This window comes from Chitinivibrionales bacterium (assembly GCA_014728215.1).
Taxonomy (GTDB): Bacteria; Fibrobacterota; Chitinivibrionia; order Chitinivibrionales; family WJKA01; genus WJKA01.
This window is the reverse complement of record WJLZ01000140.1, coordinates 28,950-47,347: the sequence shown is the minus strand read 5'-3', so window position 1 is coordinate 47,347 and position 18,398 is coordinate 28,950. Positions and strand designations below refer to the sequence as shown.

Below are 18,398 nucleotides of genomic sequence, written 5' to 3'. Positions count from 1 at the left end.
TACGAGCCTGAAAACCCCAAGGAAAACACCGTTTTTTGCACATAATGGTTTTTAAACTATAACCTTCATCTCAACTGCAATAAAAAATCGCTCAATGCTTTCCACTCAGCCCACGCATGCCGGCATTACCGGCATGTTCCTGCGCTCGTAATCTCGTGCGTTCATTCTTCTCCTGAACCCCTTCCGCTCCCCTTTCCACTAACCATATATGACAGCCCTTTGCGTAAAAGAGATCCGGCGGGATTTTATACATCTTTCGCCTTTTGGGTGTTATTCCCCTATTCCTCGTATCGGCAAATATGCAGCTATCGTGGCACTGATTGCATCGTTTATCGCTGCATTTCCCTGCACAGCCGACCCGTTTCCCTACGCACCGATCGCCAATCCGCTTCCGGACACAACGCCGCAGCTCAGCCGTGATTCAATCACCTTACAAATCGGCCGGGTATTGGTCAATCAGGCGGGGTACCGTCCCGATGATGAAAAACTGTTCTATTATGTCGGCGGCAGCGGGGCTTCTTTTGATGTGCTCGATGCTGCTACCGATGAAAAAGTTGCTTCAGGAACACTCACCACTACCGGTCAAAGCTCTTCGGGCTCCCTTGAAATACAGTGTTACCATAAGGCGCAACTGATATCGGGCGGTGCGGTGAAATACAGCATTCAAAGCGATGAAATCTCCGGGACTGTGTACGAAGGCCATATCCCCGATCTTCCTGAAGGTTCCTATAAAATCAAGGTGGGCGATGATATCTCCGTACCTTTTATAATCCATCGATCGGTGTACGGCATGGTAAAAGATGCTCTGCTCAAATTTTACGGAGTAGCCCGGTGCGGTCCTACCGGCTCGTGGTTTCATCCGGGGTGTCATCTCAAGGATGCGGTGACCGGTGGCTGGCATGATGCCGGCGATCATATCAAGGTTCCCCAGTCGATGGGCTACACTATGGCGGTGCTGGGTCTCTGTGCAGCCGCGTTGCCCGACCGGGACACCGACCGGTATGGAAAAAATCATGCGCACACGGTGAATACCGATGGCATCCCCGATGTTCTATATGAAGCAAAAATCGGGACCGATTTTGTGCTGAACTCCTATGATGCCGCGGGTGGAAGCGTGGCCTCCATGCAGACCGAAATCGGTGGTTACGGCCCGGACCATCAATGGTGGGGCCGTCCCGAGTATCAGGACGGCGTCCCTCCCGGCCGCGGCGGCCCGCCCCGTCCGACTGCTCACGGCCTTGGCGGCAATACCGCCGGCTCGATGGCTGCCGGATGTGCATTTGTGGGCAAGCTTTATGAACCCTACGATGCAATCTATGCTGCACAATGTATCGAGGTCGCCAAAAAGCTCTACGATTACGGCAAAGCAAACCCCGCTGCGTCATACAGCGCGGCCATGCACGGGGGAGGAATGACCTATGATGAACTCGCGCTGGCGGCTCTCGGGCTCTGGTGGGCTACCGGTGAAACCACCTATAAAAACGATCTCCTCTACGATCGTTCGGTGGGCAGCAAAGGAGATTCCGCATACTATAAAAAAGGCGGTTTTGACGGCGGATGGTTTGTTAAAGAAAATCCAGGCCCGCAGAAAACGTTCGCCAATACCTGCTGGGACAACCTCGAAGTCTATGCGCTCTGGGGACTCTACCGGCTTATCCTCAAAGATGCGTCCACAGCTCAATCATACGGCCTTACCGAGAAGGATCGACTCGGTCTTATCGAAGATATCCTCTACTGCCTCATTGTCGACATTGCCGATGTCGGTGCCGGCAGCTATACAATCGAGCTTCCCCGTTCCGATTTCAACTGGAAAGGCTCAACTGTCAAGAGCGATCCACTCTGGGGATGGATGCACATTCAGGATAATAACTGGATGCCGAATCGCTACCAGTCGGGGAATATCACCGAGTTATTCTGTTACGTGGATATCGCAAGCGAAATTGAAGGTAAGGATCTCCCCAACTCACCGGCCTCGACCGACTGGAAAACCGATGAAGTCAAAAACCTGCTGCTCAAGCAGGTGCATTTCATGCTGGGCATGAATCCCTGGGATATAAGCATGGTTGTGGGGACAGGCCATAAAAATCTGAACCATCCGCACCATCGGGCAGCCAACCCCGAACTCCAGAACACCCCCGGCGCGTTTTACGAGTATCGCCCCCCTGTGGGGGCACTCTCGGCCGGATACAATCCAACCATGACCTCGGTGTATGATGAGTTCATGGGAGGTATGGACGGCTATTATCATACCGAAGTCTCTATCGATGCCGTTACTGCGATTTTTCTTCCCATGATGGGCCTTGCGCTCGATGACCCCGCCGGGCCGCCGTCGGCAACAGTGCGAATTGTCTATGTGGGATGCGACACGGCTATTATCGAGGTCCGTCAGTCGCGCTACGGCACCGCAACGGTACGCTATAAAGAAGAATCATCATTGTCAACAACCCGGATAACTTCCGATTCTTCGGGGATGATGCATACCATTACGCTTTCGGGCCTCTTAAAAGGAACAGTCTATGCATTCGATGTACTTGTCAATGATGTTCTCGGCAATGAATCGGTGATCAGGCAGACCGATACCGACGGCAATGAATCGTATTTCACTTTCACAACGCCGCAGAATTGCACGAATGTTGAATCGATCCATACGGTAAAGGTATGCCGGGTAACTGCCGACTCGGCAGAAATATTCTGGTACACACCGGGCGCAGCCTCAGGGAGCAACGTCGTGTACGGGTCCTCCAAGCCGCCGTCGACGGTACATGAAGGCGATGTGGCCGGGCATCCGACCGAATTTCATTATGTAAAAATCGGCGGACTGCAGGAGCAGACCGACTACTGGTTTTATGTGGAATCGGGCGGCCATACCGATGATAACAACGGCAATTATTATCATTTCCGCACACCGGTGGAACATGTGGAATTCGATATCCGGGCCATACGCTACGAATGGAGTGACATGCCCGCGCTGGGAATGAACATTGTCAACCAGGATGTCAAAGCGTACGATTCACTGGATATCAGGCTCTATTTCCGGGCAAAGGACGGTTTTGAGAACGATCTTGCGGCCCGGCTCGATATCGGGATTATGTACGATGAAGCCGGGTTTCAGCAGGAATTTTCCGAAAACACCACGATTCGCACGGCTATATCGAGCCGGAAACCGGTAAAACTCGATGATACGTATGATCCGTCAACCGAAGCCTATGCCTGGTATCTGTCTATTCCCCTGACCGGCGTGGAGATGAAATCGGGTTCCCGGATTCGGCTTGATGTTATCTTTGACCGTCGAAGTCCCTGGCCTCCCCATGAAGATCTCATGAATCAGCCGCCAGAACATCAGATCACCGATAACGACTGGAGTTTCGGCCCCCACAGCCGCGCCGATGGCGATCCCGTGGATTATGGCGGTGTGCCGGAGCGGAGCAAGCAGGATGTCGACAGCGATTACTGGGCGCAGGAAGTCAATCAGTATATTTGTGTCTACCGCAAAGGTGAGTATGTCTGGGGATATTCGCCATCGGAACAGGAACGGAAAACCAAAAAGACCCACTACGAACTGACCGCACAAATCACCTCACCGCTCAATAACCCTTCAGAGGAGTATGTTGCTGTTGAACGGACGGTCCCGGTTGTGGATGTTAAAGGATGGGCCACGATTACCGGTGACGGCGTTATCAATGATATCTGGGTAAACGGCGGACGGGTCGACAATATCAGCGACATTGCCACCTATAATGCCGGAAATGACCGATGGGACCTTTCGATCCCGGTGCCGGTGGAAAACGGACCCAATGTGGTCGATATCACCATATTCGGAGGCCCCGATTCGCTCTGTACCGGGTGCTACGGCTGTGACTTTTCGAATCATCACTTTTTCGTAGAATTTTCGGGCGCAGAACAGCATCCCTCGACCATGATCCTCCGCGACACTGCGGATTCTCCCCTCGCCGATACGGTTGCAATCGATACGACCGATTTTTATATCATTGTCACCGATAAGAACGGCGATGCGGATAAGGATGCAATCGATACGCTCGAGGTACTGGTTCGTAATCCCGGCAGCGGCGATACACTCATGGTTAAGCTTGTAGAGACCGGGCCGACAAGCGGCACATTCCGTAATCAATCCGCGGTCGATATTGTGAATTCATCGCATACAACAGGCGAGGTGCGCATGACTATGAATGAAGGCGACTGGCTGACTGTTTTTTATCAGGATCCCACCGATCCATCAGATACCGCCCGGGTGTTTCTCTATACCAGGGCATCCTTTCCCATACCACAGGCAGGCGCCTATTTCGACAGCGATGGCGATGGTGCGGTCGACAGTGCATCCGTCTCATGGTCCATGACCCTGGATGAGCTTCCCGACTCCCTGCTCCTCTGGTTTCCCTCACCGGGCGAACAGAGAGTTATTGACGGTAATGCTCTCACTACTGATGATAAAAATACGCACATAGCGATTGATCCTCCCTTCGCAGCATCCCGCACAGGATTTTCTTCGGTGAGTGCCGGTGAAGGCCGCTCCTGGTCTTCTTATCATGGAACAGCTCGGGAGCATGCTTTTCCCATGGCCGATCGTGCCGGACCGGTGCTGACCGATAAGGCGCTGGTGCAAAAAGCCGAGAGCGGTTCTTTTGTTTTCACGCTCACTTTTTCCGAACCCCTTACCGAGTATTCAGTCAAGGATACGGCGTTGCTGCTCAAGCGAAACGGCTCACTCTATCCTGTTTCTGTTGAAAAAGCTGAAGCCACTGATACAAAGGGTCAAAACTTTACTGTTACAGCGATGACTGTCTCGGGGATCGCCCCGCGTAACGGCGACTCACTGCTTATCAATTTTTCAGGATTCATCACCGATCTTCCCGGCAACAAGGCGCATCGTGACAACCGCGCGGTTCCGGTGGAGGAAAAGCTCCTGGCGCCGTCAATTATATCGGCCTGGTATCAGGATAACAATGGTGACGGTATTATCGATCGGGCGATACTTTCCTTTGAGAAAGCGGTTAATCCCGGAAAAATCTCCTTGAAATTTGAATGGGAAGGCTCTTCGGGCCCATGGATCGGCGGTTCAAGGATAATCGATCTCTCTGATGACAGTACGATCCTTGTGGTCGATATTAGGGGAGCAGCAGCGGATTCTTCCGGGATCGCAACTGCAGGGACAATGAATGTAGCAGCGCTGTTTGAGCAGTTTCCCGGCGATACGATTCTCTCGGCGGTAAACGACAGTGCAGCGCCGGTCATTATCGCCGCAATCTATGCCCCGGGAACCATTACCCAGGATAGTGAAGAAAATCCTGATACCTTAACGGTTATGTTCTCGGAGCCGGTGCGTCCCGGTAATTATGGTTCACCTTTCTCTCTCACCGATAAAAACGGCGATTCCTACAGTTTTTCCCTGGATCCGCCATCAAATACCTTATCGGAGAAGCAGATATACCTTGTAAAAGAAATAATCGATACCGAATACCCATCGGATAATGATTCGATTCAAATCAATCCACTCGCCGGAATTACCGACAGTAGCAATGCCGGCCAGAGTCATGCCGAAAACCGGCAGGCTCTGTTAACGGTACAATCGACCTATTCACTGGTGATCCAGATCACCCCGAATCCTTTTTCTCCCGGCAACAGTGAAGTTCCGGGACATATTCCTCAAAGCCTGACCTCCGAATACAGGTACGGCGTTGTTATTACCGTGACTCCCCGTGCAAAAACACAAAGCAGGGTAAGGCTCGATGGAAAAATTGTTATCTACGACTTGGTGGGAAACCGGGTGAATGAGGGCGACTTTTCCGCCGAATCGAACTCTCCAAACATCTATTATGTCTGGAACGGAAGGAACCTTATGAACCGCTCTGTTGGAAGCGGCACCTATCTTGCGATTATTACCGTTACCGATGATGAAGGTAAAGGGAAAAAGGAACGGGTGAAGATTGGGGTTATGCGATGAGATGAGGGGGATGGGGAAAGATTACGGGTAAGAAAGATGCGCCGCCCGGTGACACACTGAGCCTGCGTTGCACTGAGCGTGTCCAAGTGTCGAAATGAGCGTTACAAATGATGCTCCAGCTTTGCGTACTATTGAAATGGGCAAATGCCACCCCTCTCCGAGGGTTGAAGAGCGTGAATTTCTCGAATCCGGCCGGCAGTTGTGCGGGATACGGAACCGCTGCTGCTTTGCAGGTAGTAAACTTCGTGTCGGGCCTCTTCCTATGCCGATTTTAATCGGCATAACCTATCAAAAAGCATTTTCCTAATGGGGTTTAAGGGGTGGAAACCCCTTCCACATATTGATATTTCAGTCCTTTTATCAAATATCCCCTTCCCTACTGAACACAAATCATGGCATCACCTGAAAAATCGCTGTTTTCAAAAGCGTATCGCAGGAAATAGATCCCTTTGGGGAGGGTGATATCACCGATTTGAACGATCCCTGAAACGCCGGGCGATTCCATGTTCCGGTTTAAATAAATTCTTCCGTTCAAACCGAAAAGTTGAATACGGTGATTACCGCTCTTCACTGGTGAGCTTATCCGGTATGAGAGTGTTGACGTGTTTATTTCGACATCGGAAATACCGAGAGTGCCAAAAGCCACCTGCTTGACCCGTACCGGTGCGCCGCCGATATCAAGATCTTCGATTCGAATGTTATCGAGCAGGATTTGAAGGTTACTGGTACCATAGTAAGTGAATCGAATTGCGCTGACCGATGAAATATCGAGCGGAATCGATGAGCTTTTCCAGGGGTGCTGCTCGAATGCGACCAGAGGGAGGCGGATACGGGTCCAGTTGCTCGATGCGAGCTTTAATTTATGCGCATACCAGGCCTGATCGGTGACCGTGGGCTGTTCAAGCTCTACCCAGATCGTACCGCTGTCTGAGGATAAGCGGACATCAAATACGATACTCTTTGCCGAGCCGAGGCTGATTGCCGTACCGGCCGGGTTGAATGTTGATTTTATTCCTGCGTGTGGATGATCAGCGCCGTCTTTACCAATAAGGCGTACTACGATGGCTTTGGTACCGCTTTCTCCATTGTCGGTAAAGGATGTCGCTCCCAATGTTGCGGGATAGGTGTATGAAGAACCGCCGTCGCTTTTGTCGGAGAATGCAGACCAGGTCCCTTCGAATTTATTGGTAATATCGCCGTCATTGAAATCATCGACAAGGATATCGGTCGCCTTGAATGGCTCTTTTTTTGTTGCGGAAAGAAAGAATGATCCCCGGGCAAGGCTGAGATGGTACGGTGCAATCCCGGAAATATCGAGAATAATATCGACATACTCTCCTGCAGCAAAGGTACCGTTGTCGCTCTCCCCCGCCCAGGTAAGTGATATCGATGATCCTGTGCCGGTATAGGATTTTTTCGCACCGCTGTTGCGGCCGGTCAGGACGACTTTCCAGGAAATGCTCTTTTCGAGTTTGCAGGTAATGCTCACACTTCCCGTATTGAGATCGGCCGGATCGGGTGTGCCACGAAGACCTTCTGCTATGCGGACCAGGTCTTCGGGAGGATTCAGATAATCCCGCATGAACGCAAGCGCACCAATCGCACCGGCATTATAGTCGATTGCCACTTCGGTGTTTTTATATATATCCCGGCTGTCGGTGAAAGACCAGCTCGAATTTTCCGGCTTATTCGGATCGAAACTGCCGTTTGGTGACGGGCCCGAAACAATACCGCCGTCAACCTGTATACCGAGTGTGCTCGCATTCCGATGATGCGGGTTAGTGGGACCGCCGTTAGAGCCCACAACATAGGATTTGTTAAAAGGCGACATGCCGGCCACCCAGTTGAGTTGCTGGAATGCGAAATCTTTGTACCGGCTGTCTCCCTTTACCATGTATGCCAGTGCGGCTGAAAATGCGGCATTGGCGGCATCACGGCAAACGCCCCAGTCGGAATTGATAAACGCACCTTTGATACAATCCGATGCATTGCTTTCGGTAACAACACGATTAAGTGCAAGATTGACATCGGTCATCCATGAGCTGGTAAATCCGGTCTCTCCCTGACGCCACAACTCGAATGCGGAGAGGTCGCCGGCATTCATGGTTCCCATGACATAATAATGCGAGGGCACCTCAGCCTGGAGCACTTTCGCCCAGTCGAGATAGAATTCATCCTGAGTGACCCGGTACAACTCTATCGCGCCGCACGCCATTTTGTCTTTCCAGGTGTTGTTCTCGTAAAACACCCCCAGTGTGGGATCTCTCTGCTGTTCGGACAGTTTATTATTCCTGAGGCCGAATGTAAAGGCGCTCTTTGCCTTGTCCAGGCATTGCTGCGCATAGGAAGCATCATGTTCTTTGTAAAGATTTGACATCAACGCAAGCGCAGCAGCATAGAGACCGGCTATGTCCGCTCCGGTATTGGTATAGACGGTGCGGGCAGCGGTACTCTGATAGCCACTCACCCACTGCTGATGGTCCTGAAAGGCATTGCCCACATCGGTGACAATGGTATTCTCCGAAATTACCGCCTTAATCAGATAATCAGTAGCAAATTTGACTTCACCCAGGATATCGGGAATGCCGTCAGGATTTCCCGAATAATCCCAAGAATCGTTGTCATCATAGCCCCGGGGGAAGACATCGTACCCTTTCAGAAGGCAATAGGCACTCCAGCCGGTAGTCAGCCCGAATTTTACATAATCGCCGGCATCATACCATCCACCGGAAAGATCTGTTCCATTGTAATTATCGCCACTATGCGGATAAGGGGACCGATCGTAAAAAGGATTGTGTGGATTTCCCTGGATGCCCGAACGCTGATACCCATAGAACTTGATCAGCAGGTTGTGAAGGTTTCCATAGTCGGCTGCACCAATTGTAACGACAAGAACAAGAATGAATACCTGCAGAAGAGAATGTTTTTTCATAATAATCCGGTGCTGGTTAAATAAGAGATTTAGATTGTGCCTTATAATTTTAGTGGCGGCCGGAAGCTCCCCGGTTCATCGGAAATAAAGAGTGGAGTGTTGGAGTATTGGAGTAGTGTAACCCCATCACTCCACTATTCCATCACTCCACCACTCCTTTTCTTCATAAAAAAAAAGCCTCTCCGCTCAAAGGGGTTTTGAGCGTAGAGGCTGGGGGGGGTAAAAGCAGTGAGTTTGCTTATTTAATAATTGACAGCGGAACTGTTTTCACGTTATTGTCCGATTGTACCCGAAGTACATACATACCGCTCGAGACCAGACCGAGAGGAATCGAGAAGCTGCCGTTTCCAGCCTGAGCAACCCGGCGGCCCTGTGCCGATATCAGTTCGACATGTGCCGCTTTGGCGCCTGCAGGCATTTCAAAGCGCAGTTCATTCCGCGTATGATCTATTGTCAATCCTTGTTTGTGGGTCGATTTTGCAAAGTTGACCACACCGACATCCGATGCACCGATAAATCCAACATTATCAACCGCTATGGATCCTGATGCATTGGGTGAACCCTGGAAAGCCCATTGTGCCTTTTCGAGTTCGGATATTTTCAGACTCTTATCAGGAAGAAGCGCTACATCATCCCAGGCGGGCAGGTAAAGGTCGTCCCACAGTACCCGTGCACCCTGCCAGGCGCCGTCGGTGCCGGGAAGCAGTGTCTGATGAACGATACCTTCATTACCGTAATCTTTATTTGCTTTGATTTCAAAGCGAATATTGTCGACATCGCCGGACGTTTTATAATCAAAGTAAATGCCATCGGCTCCTGCAGCCTCTGCATTATAAAATGAAGTCAGCAGGTTGTCGGCGAGCATGGTACCGATTCCAACAAAGGGTTTGATTGTCTGGCCGTTTTGATCGTATGATGGTCCAAGCTCGAATTCAACATATGCGCCATCACCTACCTGACCGTTCCCGTCAATAAGGATGATCGGCTTGGTCGGGTCGGTATCATTGGGAGTAACGCCACCAAAAATATTTGAATATTCAGTAGCATCGGAAACAGCCCGTCCTTCGGCGTCATTGTAACAATACCAGTAATATCCTACGCTGTTTTTATTGGGAGTTTTGCCGTCAAAATCCGAAAGCGTAAAGCCATCGACGGTAGCTCCCCAGGAACCGGCACTCTCAAGACAATCCCAGCATACAAGGGGGCTCTTGAACTCGTATCCATCAACGATGACATCATCAACAATAAGTGAGCCTGTTGTCGGGTTTGTCTGGTAGTCCATGGAAATTTTCCACTGGATCTTTTCGACTGTTGCCGGATCGAAATCAACGGGATCCTGGGTCCAGTCGTATTGACGGAAAGTAATGCCCTGGTCGGTAAGGTCGATTGTGTATTCTTCCCAAGTGGTACCGATATCGAATTCACTGTAATGATAAGCAAAATCGAGAACTGATGCGCTTGCGACTTCGACAATGACGGTCATGGGCGCTGATGCTTTTGCCATGAATGTAATGGTTTCTGCACCGGTAATATCAAGAACATCGCCTTCAGCGGCAAGCATGGTTCCCATACCCACCATATTACCATATGTACAGGCAGGTCCGCAGGTCGGCTCGGTAGTTCCCATTTCATATTCTATTTTAGCACCGTTGGTACCGTTATATCCTTCAGTTTCAGTTGGAGCAAACTCATATTTGCCCGCACCGCATATTGTGGGATCGAAATTTGCAGCATTGGTAATCTTTGAATCACCGCCGTCCTCACAATCATCATAATAGTACCAGTACTGGAGGAATTTGTTCTGATTGGTACCTCCCTCAAGGTCATCGATAACCGACTGCTGTCCAAATGCCACACCTGCGTAACACAGGACAACTCCGACAATAGAAAAACATTTGAGCCATTTCTGAATAGTAATCATACTTCGGCCGCTCCTTTCAATAAGTGAATATTTGATTATTCGAAAATTTTCGCCGCATGTTAAATTAGTGACAAGTTGTTCAGGGAGGGTTCACAAAAAGCCGATAAACAATCAATCCGAACCATGCGGGTAAATTTGACTACTAAAAATTCAAGGCAAAAAAAATCCACACTAAGGCACATTAAACCATGCAGGAGTACATATGAACCACCGCACCTATACAATTATTATACTGGTACTTGCTGGCGTTACGCTTTCACAGGCGAATTGGAACCTCCCCTATAGCCGTCCTGCAGCATATGATTATTCTCTATATTATTCGCCTGAGCTGAATGATCACCTGGACGGCAATCCTGATTTTTTTAAAAGTGAAATTGCAAAAGGGTGGACCTATTACAAATCGACATTTCTCATGAGTAATGGCCTGGTCAATCATCAGCGTCTGGAAAACAACTCACTCACCGGCCAAAACGAAGCCGTATCAGAGGGCCAGGGATACGGAATGATTCTGGCTTTGCTCAATAACGATCAGGAAACTTTCAATACAATATTTGAGGCGGCGAATACACACATGTGGAACGATAGCCGTCAATCTTATTTTATCTGGAACTATCCCGCCGGCGCCCAGGGTGCTGCAACCGATGCCGATCTCGATATCGGCATCGCGCTGGTTTTTGCCGATGAGCTTCAGAAAAAGGGATTGTGGGAATCATACAGCAAAAACAGCGTCACCTATGGCTCCCGTGCCCTCGAAATAATCAAATCGATCAAGGCAAACATGACCCAGGATGATTACCTTCTCCCGGGCGATAATTGGGGGGGAGATGGAACCAATAATCTCAATCCCAGTTATTTTGCTACTGCATGGCTCAAGGTTTTTAACGCCTATCAAAATGAAGTCGACTTTACGCCCGTTATCGACAAATGCTACCAGGTACTCAATAAAATGCCCCGTTATGATTATGGTCAGGCCGCCAACTGGATTACGCCATCGGGTGGAAATGCGAGTTTCGGCGATCGGAGTATGGGGCCCGATGCTATTCGTACGCCCTGGCGTATTGCTATGGATGCCTTGTGGTTCAACGATCCCCGGGCCATAGCATATTGTAAAAATTCCAAAGGCACGCTGACGGAATACAATAATACAACCAGTATCAATTACATGATCGCCCAGATGGCACTCTACACCGAAAGCGGACAGGCAGTTCTGGAAAGTAAAGGCTTGTGTGATAATGTTGCCATGTGGTCATGTGCCATTCTTGGCTCTAAAGATATCGGCTATTCATCAAAAGGACTTCACCCTAAAGTCATGGGAAAAATTGTCGGTACATCACGCGATTTTTTCGGATCGAGTTCATTGCAGGATGAAAAATACTATTACAAACAATCGCTTGCATTGCTGGGGTTTGCCGCAGTCGGAGGACAATTCCCCAATATCTATGCCGATATGCAGGGATCGATCGAACCGCCCGAGCCGGTAACGCTGGTTTCCGCACTGAGCGCAAATACAACTGAAGCGACCTTTCCCGGAACAGTTACCTTTTCTGCCGAACTCGACAAAGCAGCATCATGGAGTATCGAACTGACCAGCCAGACATCCGGAAAAACAGAAACCTTCAGCGGTAATGATATGACGATATCCGCGCAATGGGACGGTGCGGGATTTTATACCAAAGAATCGGTTGTGGCCGCCTTGAGTGTCGTTGGTCTCGATGAAACAACGCCTGCCGATAATCTGAACACTACGGTCACCATTGTAACGCCCCACGAAAAACCTTCGGTTGAGCCGGGTGCGACACTGATGGTCCATGATCTCGAAAACGGATCAACTGTCAGTGAATGGAACGGCGCATGGTACCTGTTCGATGACAAAAGCACCGACGGTACTTCCACAACCAATCCTGTCGACGCCATCGACCTGGTCCAGCCGAATGTCGGTAACCCGGGCTACGGTATTCAGATCCAGTTTACTGTCGACCAATACGCCGGTGTTGGCCTGAACGTTACCAAGGAAGGTGAAACTCTGGATTTCAGCAATGTTGAAAGCATAACATTCGATTATAAAACAGAGGGAATTAACAATGTGTTATTCATGCTCGCAACGTCAAATATAAGCAATTACGCCTATAATCTCACTTCTCTTTCGGGATCATCATCATGGAAAACGCAAGCCGTACTGCTTTCCGCTCTACAACCGCCACCCTGGTCGCCCTCGACAACCATGGATCCGCACGTTACAGAAAAATTCCAATGGCAGGTCGAAACCGGCAACAGTGGAACCTTGTGGCTCGATAATGTGGAGGTGAAATTCAAATCGGCTGAAGTTCCCGGCGACGATATCATGGCGCTCTATGGCCCTTCTCCAGTTAATCAGCCCCACCCGAAATCATCATATCATACAGACTTTGCCGTCAAAAATACCGGAAAACGCCTTCTTATTCACACGCCTCATTATACAAATGCAGCGATAATCGAAGCCGGTCTGTTTACCGTCCAGGGAAGACTACTGCAAAAGTACCGATTCCGCAGCCCAAAACCGGAATATTCGATTCCTTTGAATCGGTTCGCAGAGGGCCTTGATTTTGCGATTATTTCGGTCAAAGTATTCGATAATACCGGCAATTGCCTTGGATCGCATGCGGCAACGCAAATTGCCTGGTGAGGGGGATGAGGAAAAGAAGGATACTATACGAGGATAAAAGAATTTTTAAGCAGCGGTTTGGGGCGGCTTGTACTGAGCCTGCCCCGCGCTGCACCGTGCATCACTCCATCACACTCCAACACACTTCGATAAACTCAGTGCGTCGCTCCATCACTCCAAATCTCCCCATCTTTCCCAACTTTTGAACCTTTCGCAAACTTACTACCACAAAATAGAAAACACAAAATCCGCTTTTTTTTACGCCAGTACTTAGCAGAGGCTCATTTATGAAACGATACTCAAAACAATTATCAGCAGTTTTGCTGGTTTTCGCCCTCTCCACTACCCTCGTGGCGAAAACATTTACGGTTTCAAAAGACGGCCGCGGGGCATATACATCGATACAGGATGCCGTGGATGCTGCGGGTAAGAATGACATTGTCAAAATCCTCGACAATGCAGTCTACGAAGAGCAGGTAACGATCGACAGCTCCAAAGCCGGACTTCTGCTGACATCGGAAAACCCGGAATCGCAGAGTAAGCCGACCATTAAGTGGCAGGATACAGATCATGTCCATCCGACCACTTGCAATGAAGCGCATAACGAGGAAACAATCGATTTCGACCGGAACGGTGCGCTTCGCACGCTCAGGACGCGGAATATCACTATCGATGGTATCAAAATCGACGGTGGTGGTGTGTATCCCTTTGGAGCAAACGGGATCTGGGATGAAGGTAGTGTACAATGTAAATGGCCTCTTCAGCACGGAAATACAGCAGTTAATCTGTGGCTTTCGGGTGATATAATCATTCGCAATTGCGATATCAGCAATGCCTATATCGGTATCAACGTTAAAGACCGTAATGAAGGTGGTATTTTTGCCAATGCCAATCCTGCCGATATCGAGCCCTGGAATGTAGTGCCCCTTTCCGGCTTTGCAAAGAGCGGTAATCACCTGATCGAGCAGAACAGAATTCACGATAACTCATGGGGTATATTTTTCGAGTCAACCTGGGACCTGGGTTCGGTACTTCGCTACAACCTCATTTATGAAAACCATCATCCCGACAACGCGACTGCGAAAGAAGTCAAAGGTCTGACCTCGGACGGCAATAACCACCCCGGTGGTGCGCTCTGGTTCAAGGACCATGCATTGAGCCCGCTTGCGATTTACAATAATACATTCCGGCATAACTTTCTCGTTTTCAGCGGTCACTGGAGACCGGGATCACAGCACCTGATTTTCAACAATATATACGGAAAACCTCATACCTACTGGAGCGACGATCCCAACTTTCAGAATCCATTCCATAAACTGGATCATGCATTTATCAATCGAATGAAGCATTCTGTGTATGCGGCGCAGACCCGGAAACCCACCCCGCGTACTGTCGAAGTTCAGGAGTATGACCAGGGGATACAGGCGATGGTCAAGGAGACTCTCACTACCTACGAAGTACGTATCATGAACGATTTCGGTGAGGTTGAGCAGATTACTATCAGCCACGATCTTGACCTCAGCACCGGCACGGTAACGAAATCGGTTACGGGCATGAGGATTCCCGGCAATAAAATTATCGGCCAAAGCGGCAAGCCATTTCCAGCCGAAGCCAATATCCGCTGGTTTGAAACACCGTTCAAATCTACCGATCCTGCAAGCCCCGACTTTCTCGTTCCCGACTGGGATGATCCGCTGGTCAAGCAATTTATAATCGATCAGGGGTGGCCCGAAGCTGGTGTCCGGGATGCCGACGGCACCATTGCCGATCTGGGAGCGATCCCCTTTGGCGGCACGCCGACGACTGTTGCCACTATCAAACCACTTGCACCATTGATTATCAATGGAACGGATGCAACAATGCGTTTCGACCTAAAGGTCATGGAAGGCACATTCAATAACCCGAAAGTGAAATATTTCCGCTTTATCAAAAATGTCGGGTTTCAGGCTGATCCTTTCGGCGGCAATGTAAAACCCATCCCCGCATCGGATATTATCGAAACTTCAATCCCATCAAAAGCGGTAAAAATCGGACAAAACACTTTTACCGTTACCGTTCCCAGCCGTAGTGATGATGAATACTATGCCTTCTTTGAAATTATTATTGAAGGCACCGATGAAAACGGTAATCTGGTGACCTCGACGGTCGGCTTTATGCCTTACCGGAAAATGGATTATTCGCTCAAAGTGACCGTACTCGATATCGCCGGCACGACCCAGCTCAGTGAAGTACAAGCCGGGGACACGGTAAAACTTAAAATAGAAGCATTAAAAGCTGATGGGACCTCTTTCGCATCTAAAATCGATCCTGTCGAAGTAAGTCTCAATTCGGGCTTTGATTTACTGACCCATCAATTCGAAGTGTTTTCTCTTCCCGAGGGTATCGAAATAAGTGTTACCAAACCGGCTGTGTTTACCAAAGTACCCGACGGCGGCCTGGAGTATGTGATGGCATCAGGATTGTGGACTGATATCAGTGAAGGCAACAATCTGGCGTTTTTCGGTGCTTCCGATGCAATACGCATCCTTCCCGGCGACCCGGACAAGGTCATCTTCGAAGACCCGCCGTCAAAAACAGTTGCCGGCTCTCAACCGCCGGTAATCGATCCGGGACAGATTTACGATGTATCCCTTCAGGTATACGACCGGTTCGACAATAAAATCGATCAGAAAACCCAGGTTTCCATTACCAGTGAGCAGCCCTCAATCGGCGATATCGATGGGCCATCATCGGGGTTGACCGATACCACCGGCGCTATCATGTTTAACGCCAAGGTGACCAACGGCGGGCTCGATGAAGTCTTTACGCTCACCGCAACGCTTGCTGCAACCGGCCATACCGACCAGGCCGATCTCAAGGTAGGAAAAGCCCGTGATAAGTTCTGGGTATTCTACTCCGATACGGCATCGTACAATGCGTCAGTCGAGCTTCGTGGAGCCGCAGGCCCCGAACGGTATCCGGTTGTTGTTCGTGCCGGCACCGATGGAAGCGATATACTCACCGAACGAACTACAGAGTTTTCCGTGAACGTAAGCTCGGGAATTGCTGTCTATGGATCTTCCTCACCCGATGATACAATTCCCGATTACACCTTCTCACTCCTGAACGGCGAGACGACGATCTGGCTGCGGGGTACGGGAATTGTCAACAACGGAAATATTACGGTCGAACCCGTATCCGATAACACGATTTTAAGCGGCTACCGGGAAAATATCTATTTCAGCAAGCAATCGTCGGAAATAGAAAAAGCCACAGTTTATGCCAATAACGGCTATGGCAAGGTCGACAGTCTCGATATCTATTACCTTAAAGAACTACAGGCCAGACCCGACTCAATAGTCCTCTACTGGCCGTCGAAGGGCGATGACACAAAGAAAACGATTGTATACGGTATCACTCTCGACCCGTCAAACAAACGCCACATAACGGTCAAGCTCCCCGATCCGTTCCCGGCCGATCTTACCACCTTTACCGCTACCGATATTCTCGGCGTACACTACTGGTACGATCCATCAACACCCGAGATCAAAGCGGAACAGAGTCCCTTTGCCGTACGTGATGGTGTCGGACCGCTTTTAGCAAGCGCCCAACTGGTCGAACGCCTTGAACCCGGTTCGGATACGCTTTTTATCACGTTCACCGAAAGTATCAAACTCGAACTTCTGATGGGAGCATCGCTGACACTGGAAAAGGCCACCGATGGATCTGAAGTTGATCTGACGGTTTTCGACACCGAGATTATCGGTACGACGATCCGGGTTGTTGTCAAGGATGAAGGCGATAATGCTCCGGAGTCGGGTGACAAGCTTCGCATCAATTCCGACGGTCCGCTTACCGATGCCTACGGCAACAGCGCTCATCCGGAGAACCGTCCGGTGCAATTGTCACTGAAACCGATTCCGGCATCCATCAGCAAAGCCTGGTATCTCGACGAGAATGCCGATGGAATCGTTGATGCAGCCATGATTGCATTCAACAAAGCCGTAGACTGGTCAACCCTGTCGTGCTCTTTCACCTGGACCAATACCAATAATACATTAGATCTGAGAGGTGATAAAGTCATCTATTCCAAAAATGACAGCAGCCTGGTCCGTGTGGATCTCCGTGAAGCATTCACGAAATCGGTGGACGGCATTACCTCGGGTGAAATGAATGTAACGGTAACCGATTCGGGTTTTGACAACGCGACAATAAAGGGAACCGTAGAAGATTCGGCTGCCCCGGTTCTTGCCGAAGCAACGTTCCGTCCGGGAGCAATAGATGAGAATGATGGAACCATGCCCGACACCCTTGATGTGAAATTTTCCGAAACCGTTTCATCCTCCCACGGATCGAGTCCTTACCTGTTCCTCCAGACATCCTCCGGAACCGAATACACGATGGTCCTGGATTCGCTCTCATGGGGCGGCCGACAGTATCGGTACATTGTTTCATCAATCGAGGGTGCTCATTATCCGTCGAGTCAGGATTCGATGTGGATCAATCATAAAGACTTTGTGGAGGATATCTACGGCAACATACAGGATAACGAAAATAACCGCCGGATTCTGCTGCAGACAGGCAAGCGTCCTGTTAAGCTGGATGTTTCCGTGTCCGACAATCCATTCCAGCCCGGAAAAACAAACCTTCCATCATTCATACAGAATGCATCCAGATATGGTACCGCCATTATTGTCAAGCTATCCTCGAAGGACCCGAATGCGGAACTCGAGGGCACTGTAGCCGTATTCGATGCTGTCGGTAATGTGATTGTCCCCTCGACAAAGCTTGTCAAAGAAGATAATTCGGATAAGTCCTATTTCATCTGGGACGGCAGGAATATGAATGGACGGTATGTCGGCAGCGGAAGCTACCTGGCAATAGTGGAAACAATCAGCAATAATAATGATCGCAAACTGACAAAACTCAAAATTGGCGTGCTGCGATAAAAACAGAGGTGTTTATT

General features: G+C 49.7%; 6 protein-coding genes. 4 read left to right on the top strand and 2 right to left on the bottom strand.

Going from position 1 to position 18,398, the window contains the following annotated elements; all coding sequences use genetic code 11:
* The first annotated feature begins 208 nt into the window (after positions 1 to 208).
* A complete protein-coding gene (locus GF401_11745) occupies positions 209 to 5,959 on the top strand; it encodes a hypothetical protein (protein ID MBD3345724.1) in 5,751 nt (1,916 codons plus the stop codon).
* A 94-nt stretch (positions 5,960 to 6,053) separates the two neighbouring features.
* A complete protein-coding gene (locus tag GF401_11740; GenBank protein ID MBD3345723.1) occupies positions 6,054 to 6,266 on the top strand; it encodes a hypothetical protein in 213 nt (70 codons plus the stop codon).
* 69 nt (positions 6,267 to 6,335) lie between these two features.
* On the opposite strand, the gene GF401_11735 is transcribed toward GF401_11740, so the two are convergent.
* Positions 6,336 to 8,891 carry a hypothetical protein gene (locus GF401_11735; GenBank protein MBD3345722.1) on the bottom strand — a complete coding sequence of 852 codons (2,556 nt, stop codon included), beginning with the start codon at positions 8,889 to 8,891 and terminating at the stop codon, positions 6,336 to 6,338.
* 238 nt (positions 8,892 to 9,129) lie between these two features.
* Positions 9,130 to 10,812, bottom strand: a complete 1,683-nt coding sequence (locus tag GF401_11730) for a T9SS type A sorting domain-containing protein (GenBank protein ID MBD3345721.1) — start codon at positions 10,810 to 10,812, stop codon at positions 9,130 to 9,132.
* A gap of 202 nt (positions 10,813 to 11,014) precedes the next feature.
* On the opposite strand from GF401_11730, the gene GF401_11725 reads away from it, so the two are divergent.
* Both GF401_11725 and GF401_11720 read left to right on the top strand, forming a co-directional pair.
* Complete coding sequence (locus tag GF401_11725; GenBank protein MBD3345720.1) at positions 11,015 to 13,474, top strand: hypothetical protein; 2,460 nt, start codon at positions 11,015 to 11,017, stop codon at positions 13,472 to 13,474.
* Positions 13,475 to 13,740: 266 nt separating this feature from the next.
* Positions 13,741 to 18,381: a hypothetical protein gene (locus GF401_11720; GenBank protein MBD3345719.1), complete on the top strand. Its 4,641-nt coding sequence runs from the start codon at positions 13,741 to 13,743 to the stop codon at positions 18,379 to 18,381.
* The last annotated feature ends 17 nt before the right edge of the window (positions 18,382 to 18,398 follow it).

What these genes read in the sequence shown, in the direction of transcription:
- GF401_11745 (MBD3345724.1), top strand. Translation starts at nt 209, where the DNA reads ATGACAGCCCTTTGCGTAAAAGAGATCCGGCGGGATTTTATACATCTT.
- GF401_11740 (MBD3345723.1), top strand. Translation starts at nt 6,054, where the DNA reads ATGAGCGTTACAAATGATGCTCCAGCTTTGCGTACTATTGAAATGGGC.
- GF401_11735 (MBD3345722.1), bottom strand. Translation starts at nt 8,891, where the DNA reads ATGAAAAAACATTCTCTTCTGCAGGTATTCATTCTTGTTCTTGTCGTT.
- GF401_11730 (MBD3345721.1), bottom strand. Translation starts at nt 10,812, where the DNA reads ATGATTACTATTCAGAAATGGCTCAAATGTTTTTCTATTGTCGGAGTT.
- GF401_11725 (MBD3345720.1), top strand. Translation starts at nt 11,015, where the DNA reads ATGAACCACCGCACCTATACAATTATTATACTGGTACTTGCTGGCGTT.
- GF401_11720 (MBD3345719.1), top strand. Translation starts at nt 13,741, where the DNA reads ATGAAACGATACTCAAAACAATTATCAGCAGTTTTGCTGGTTTTCGCC.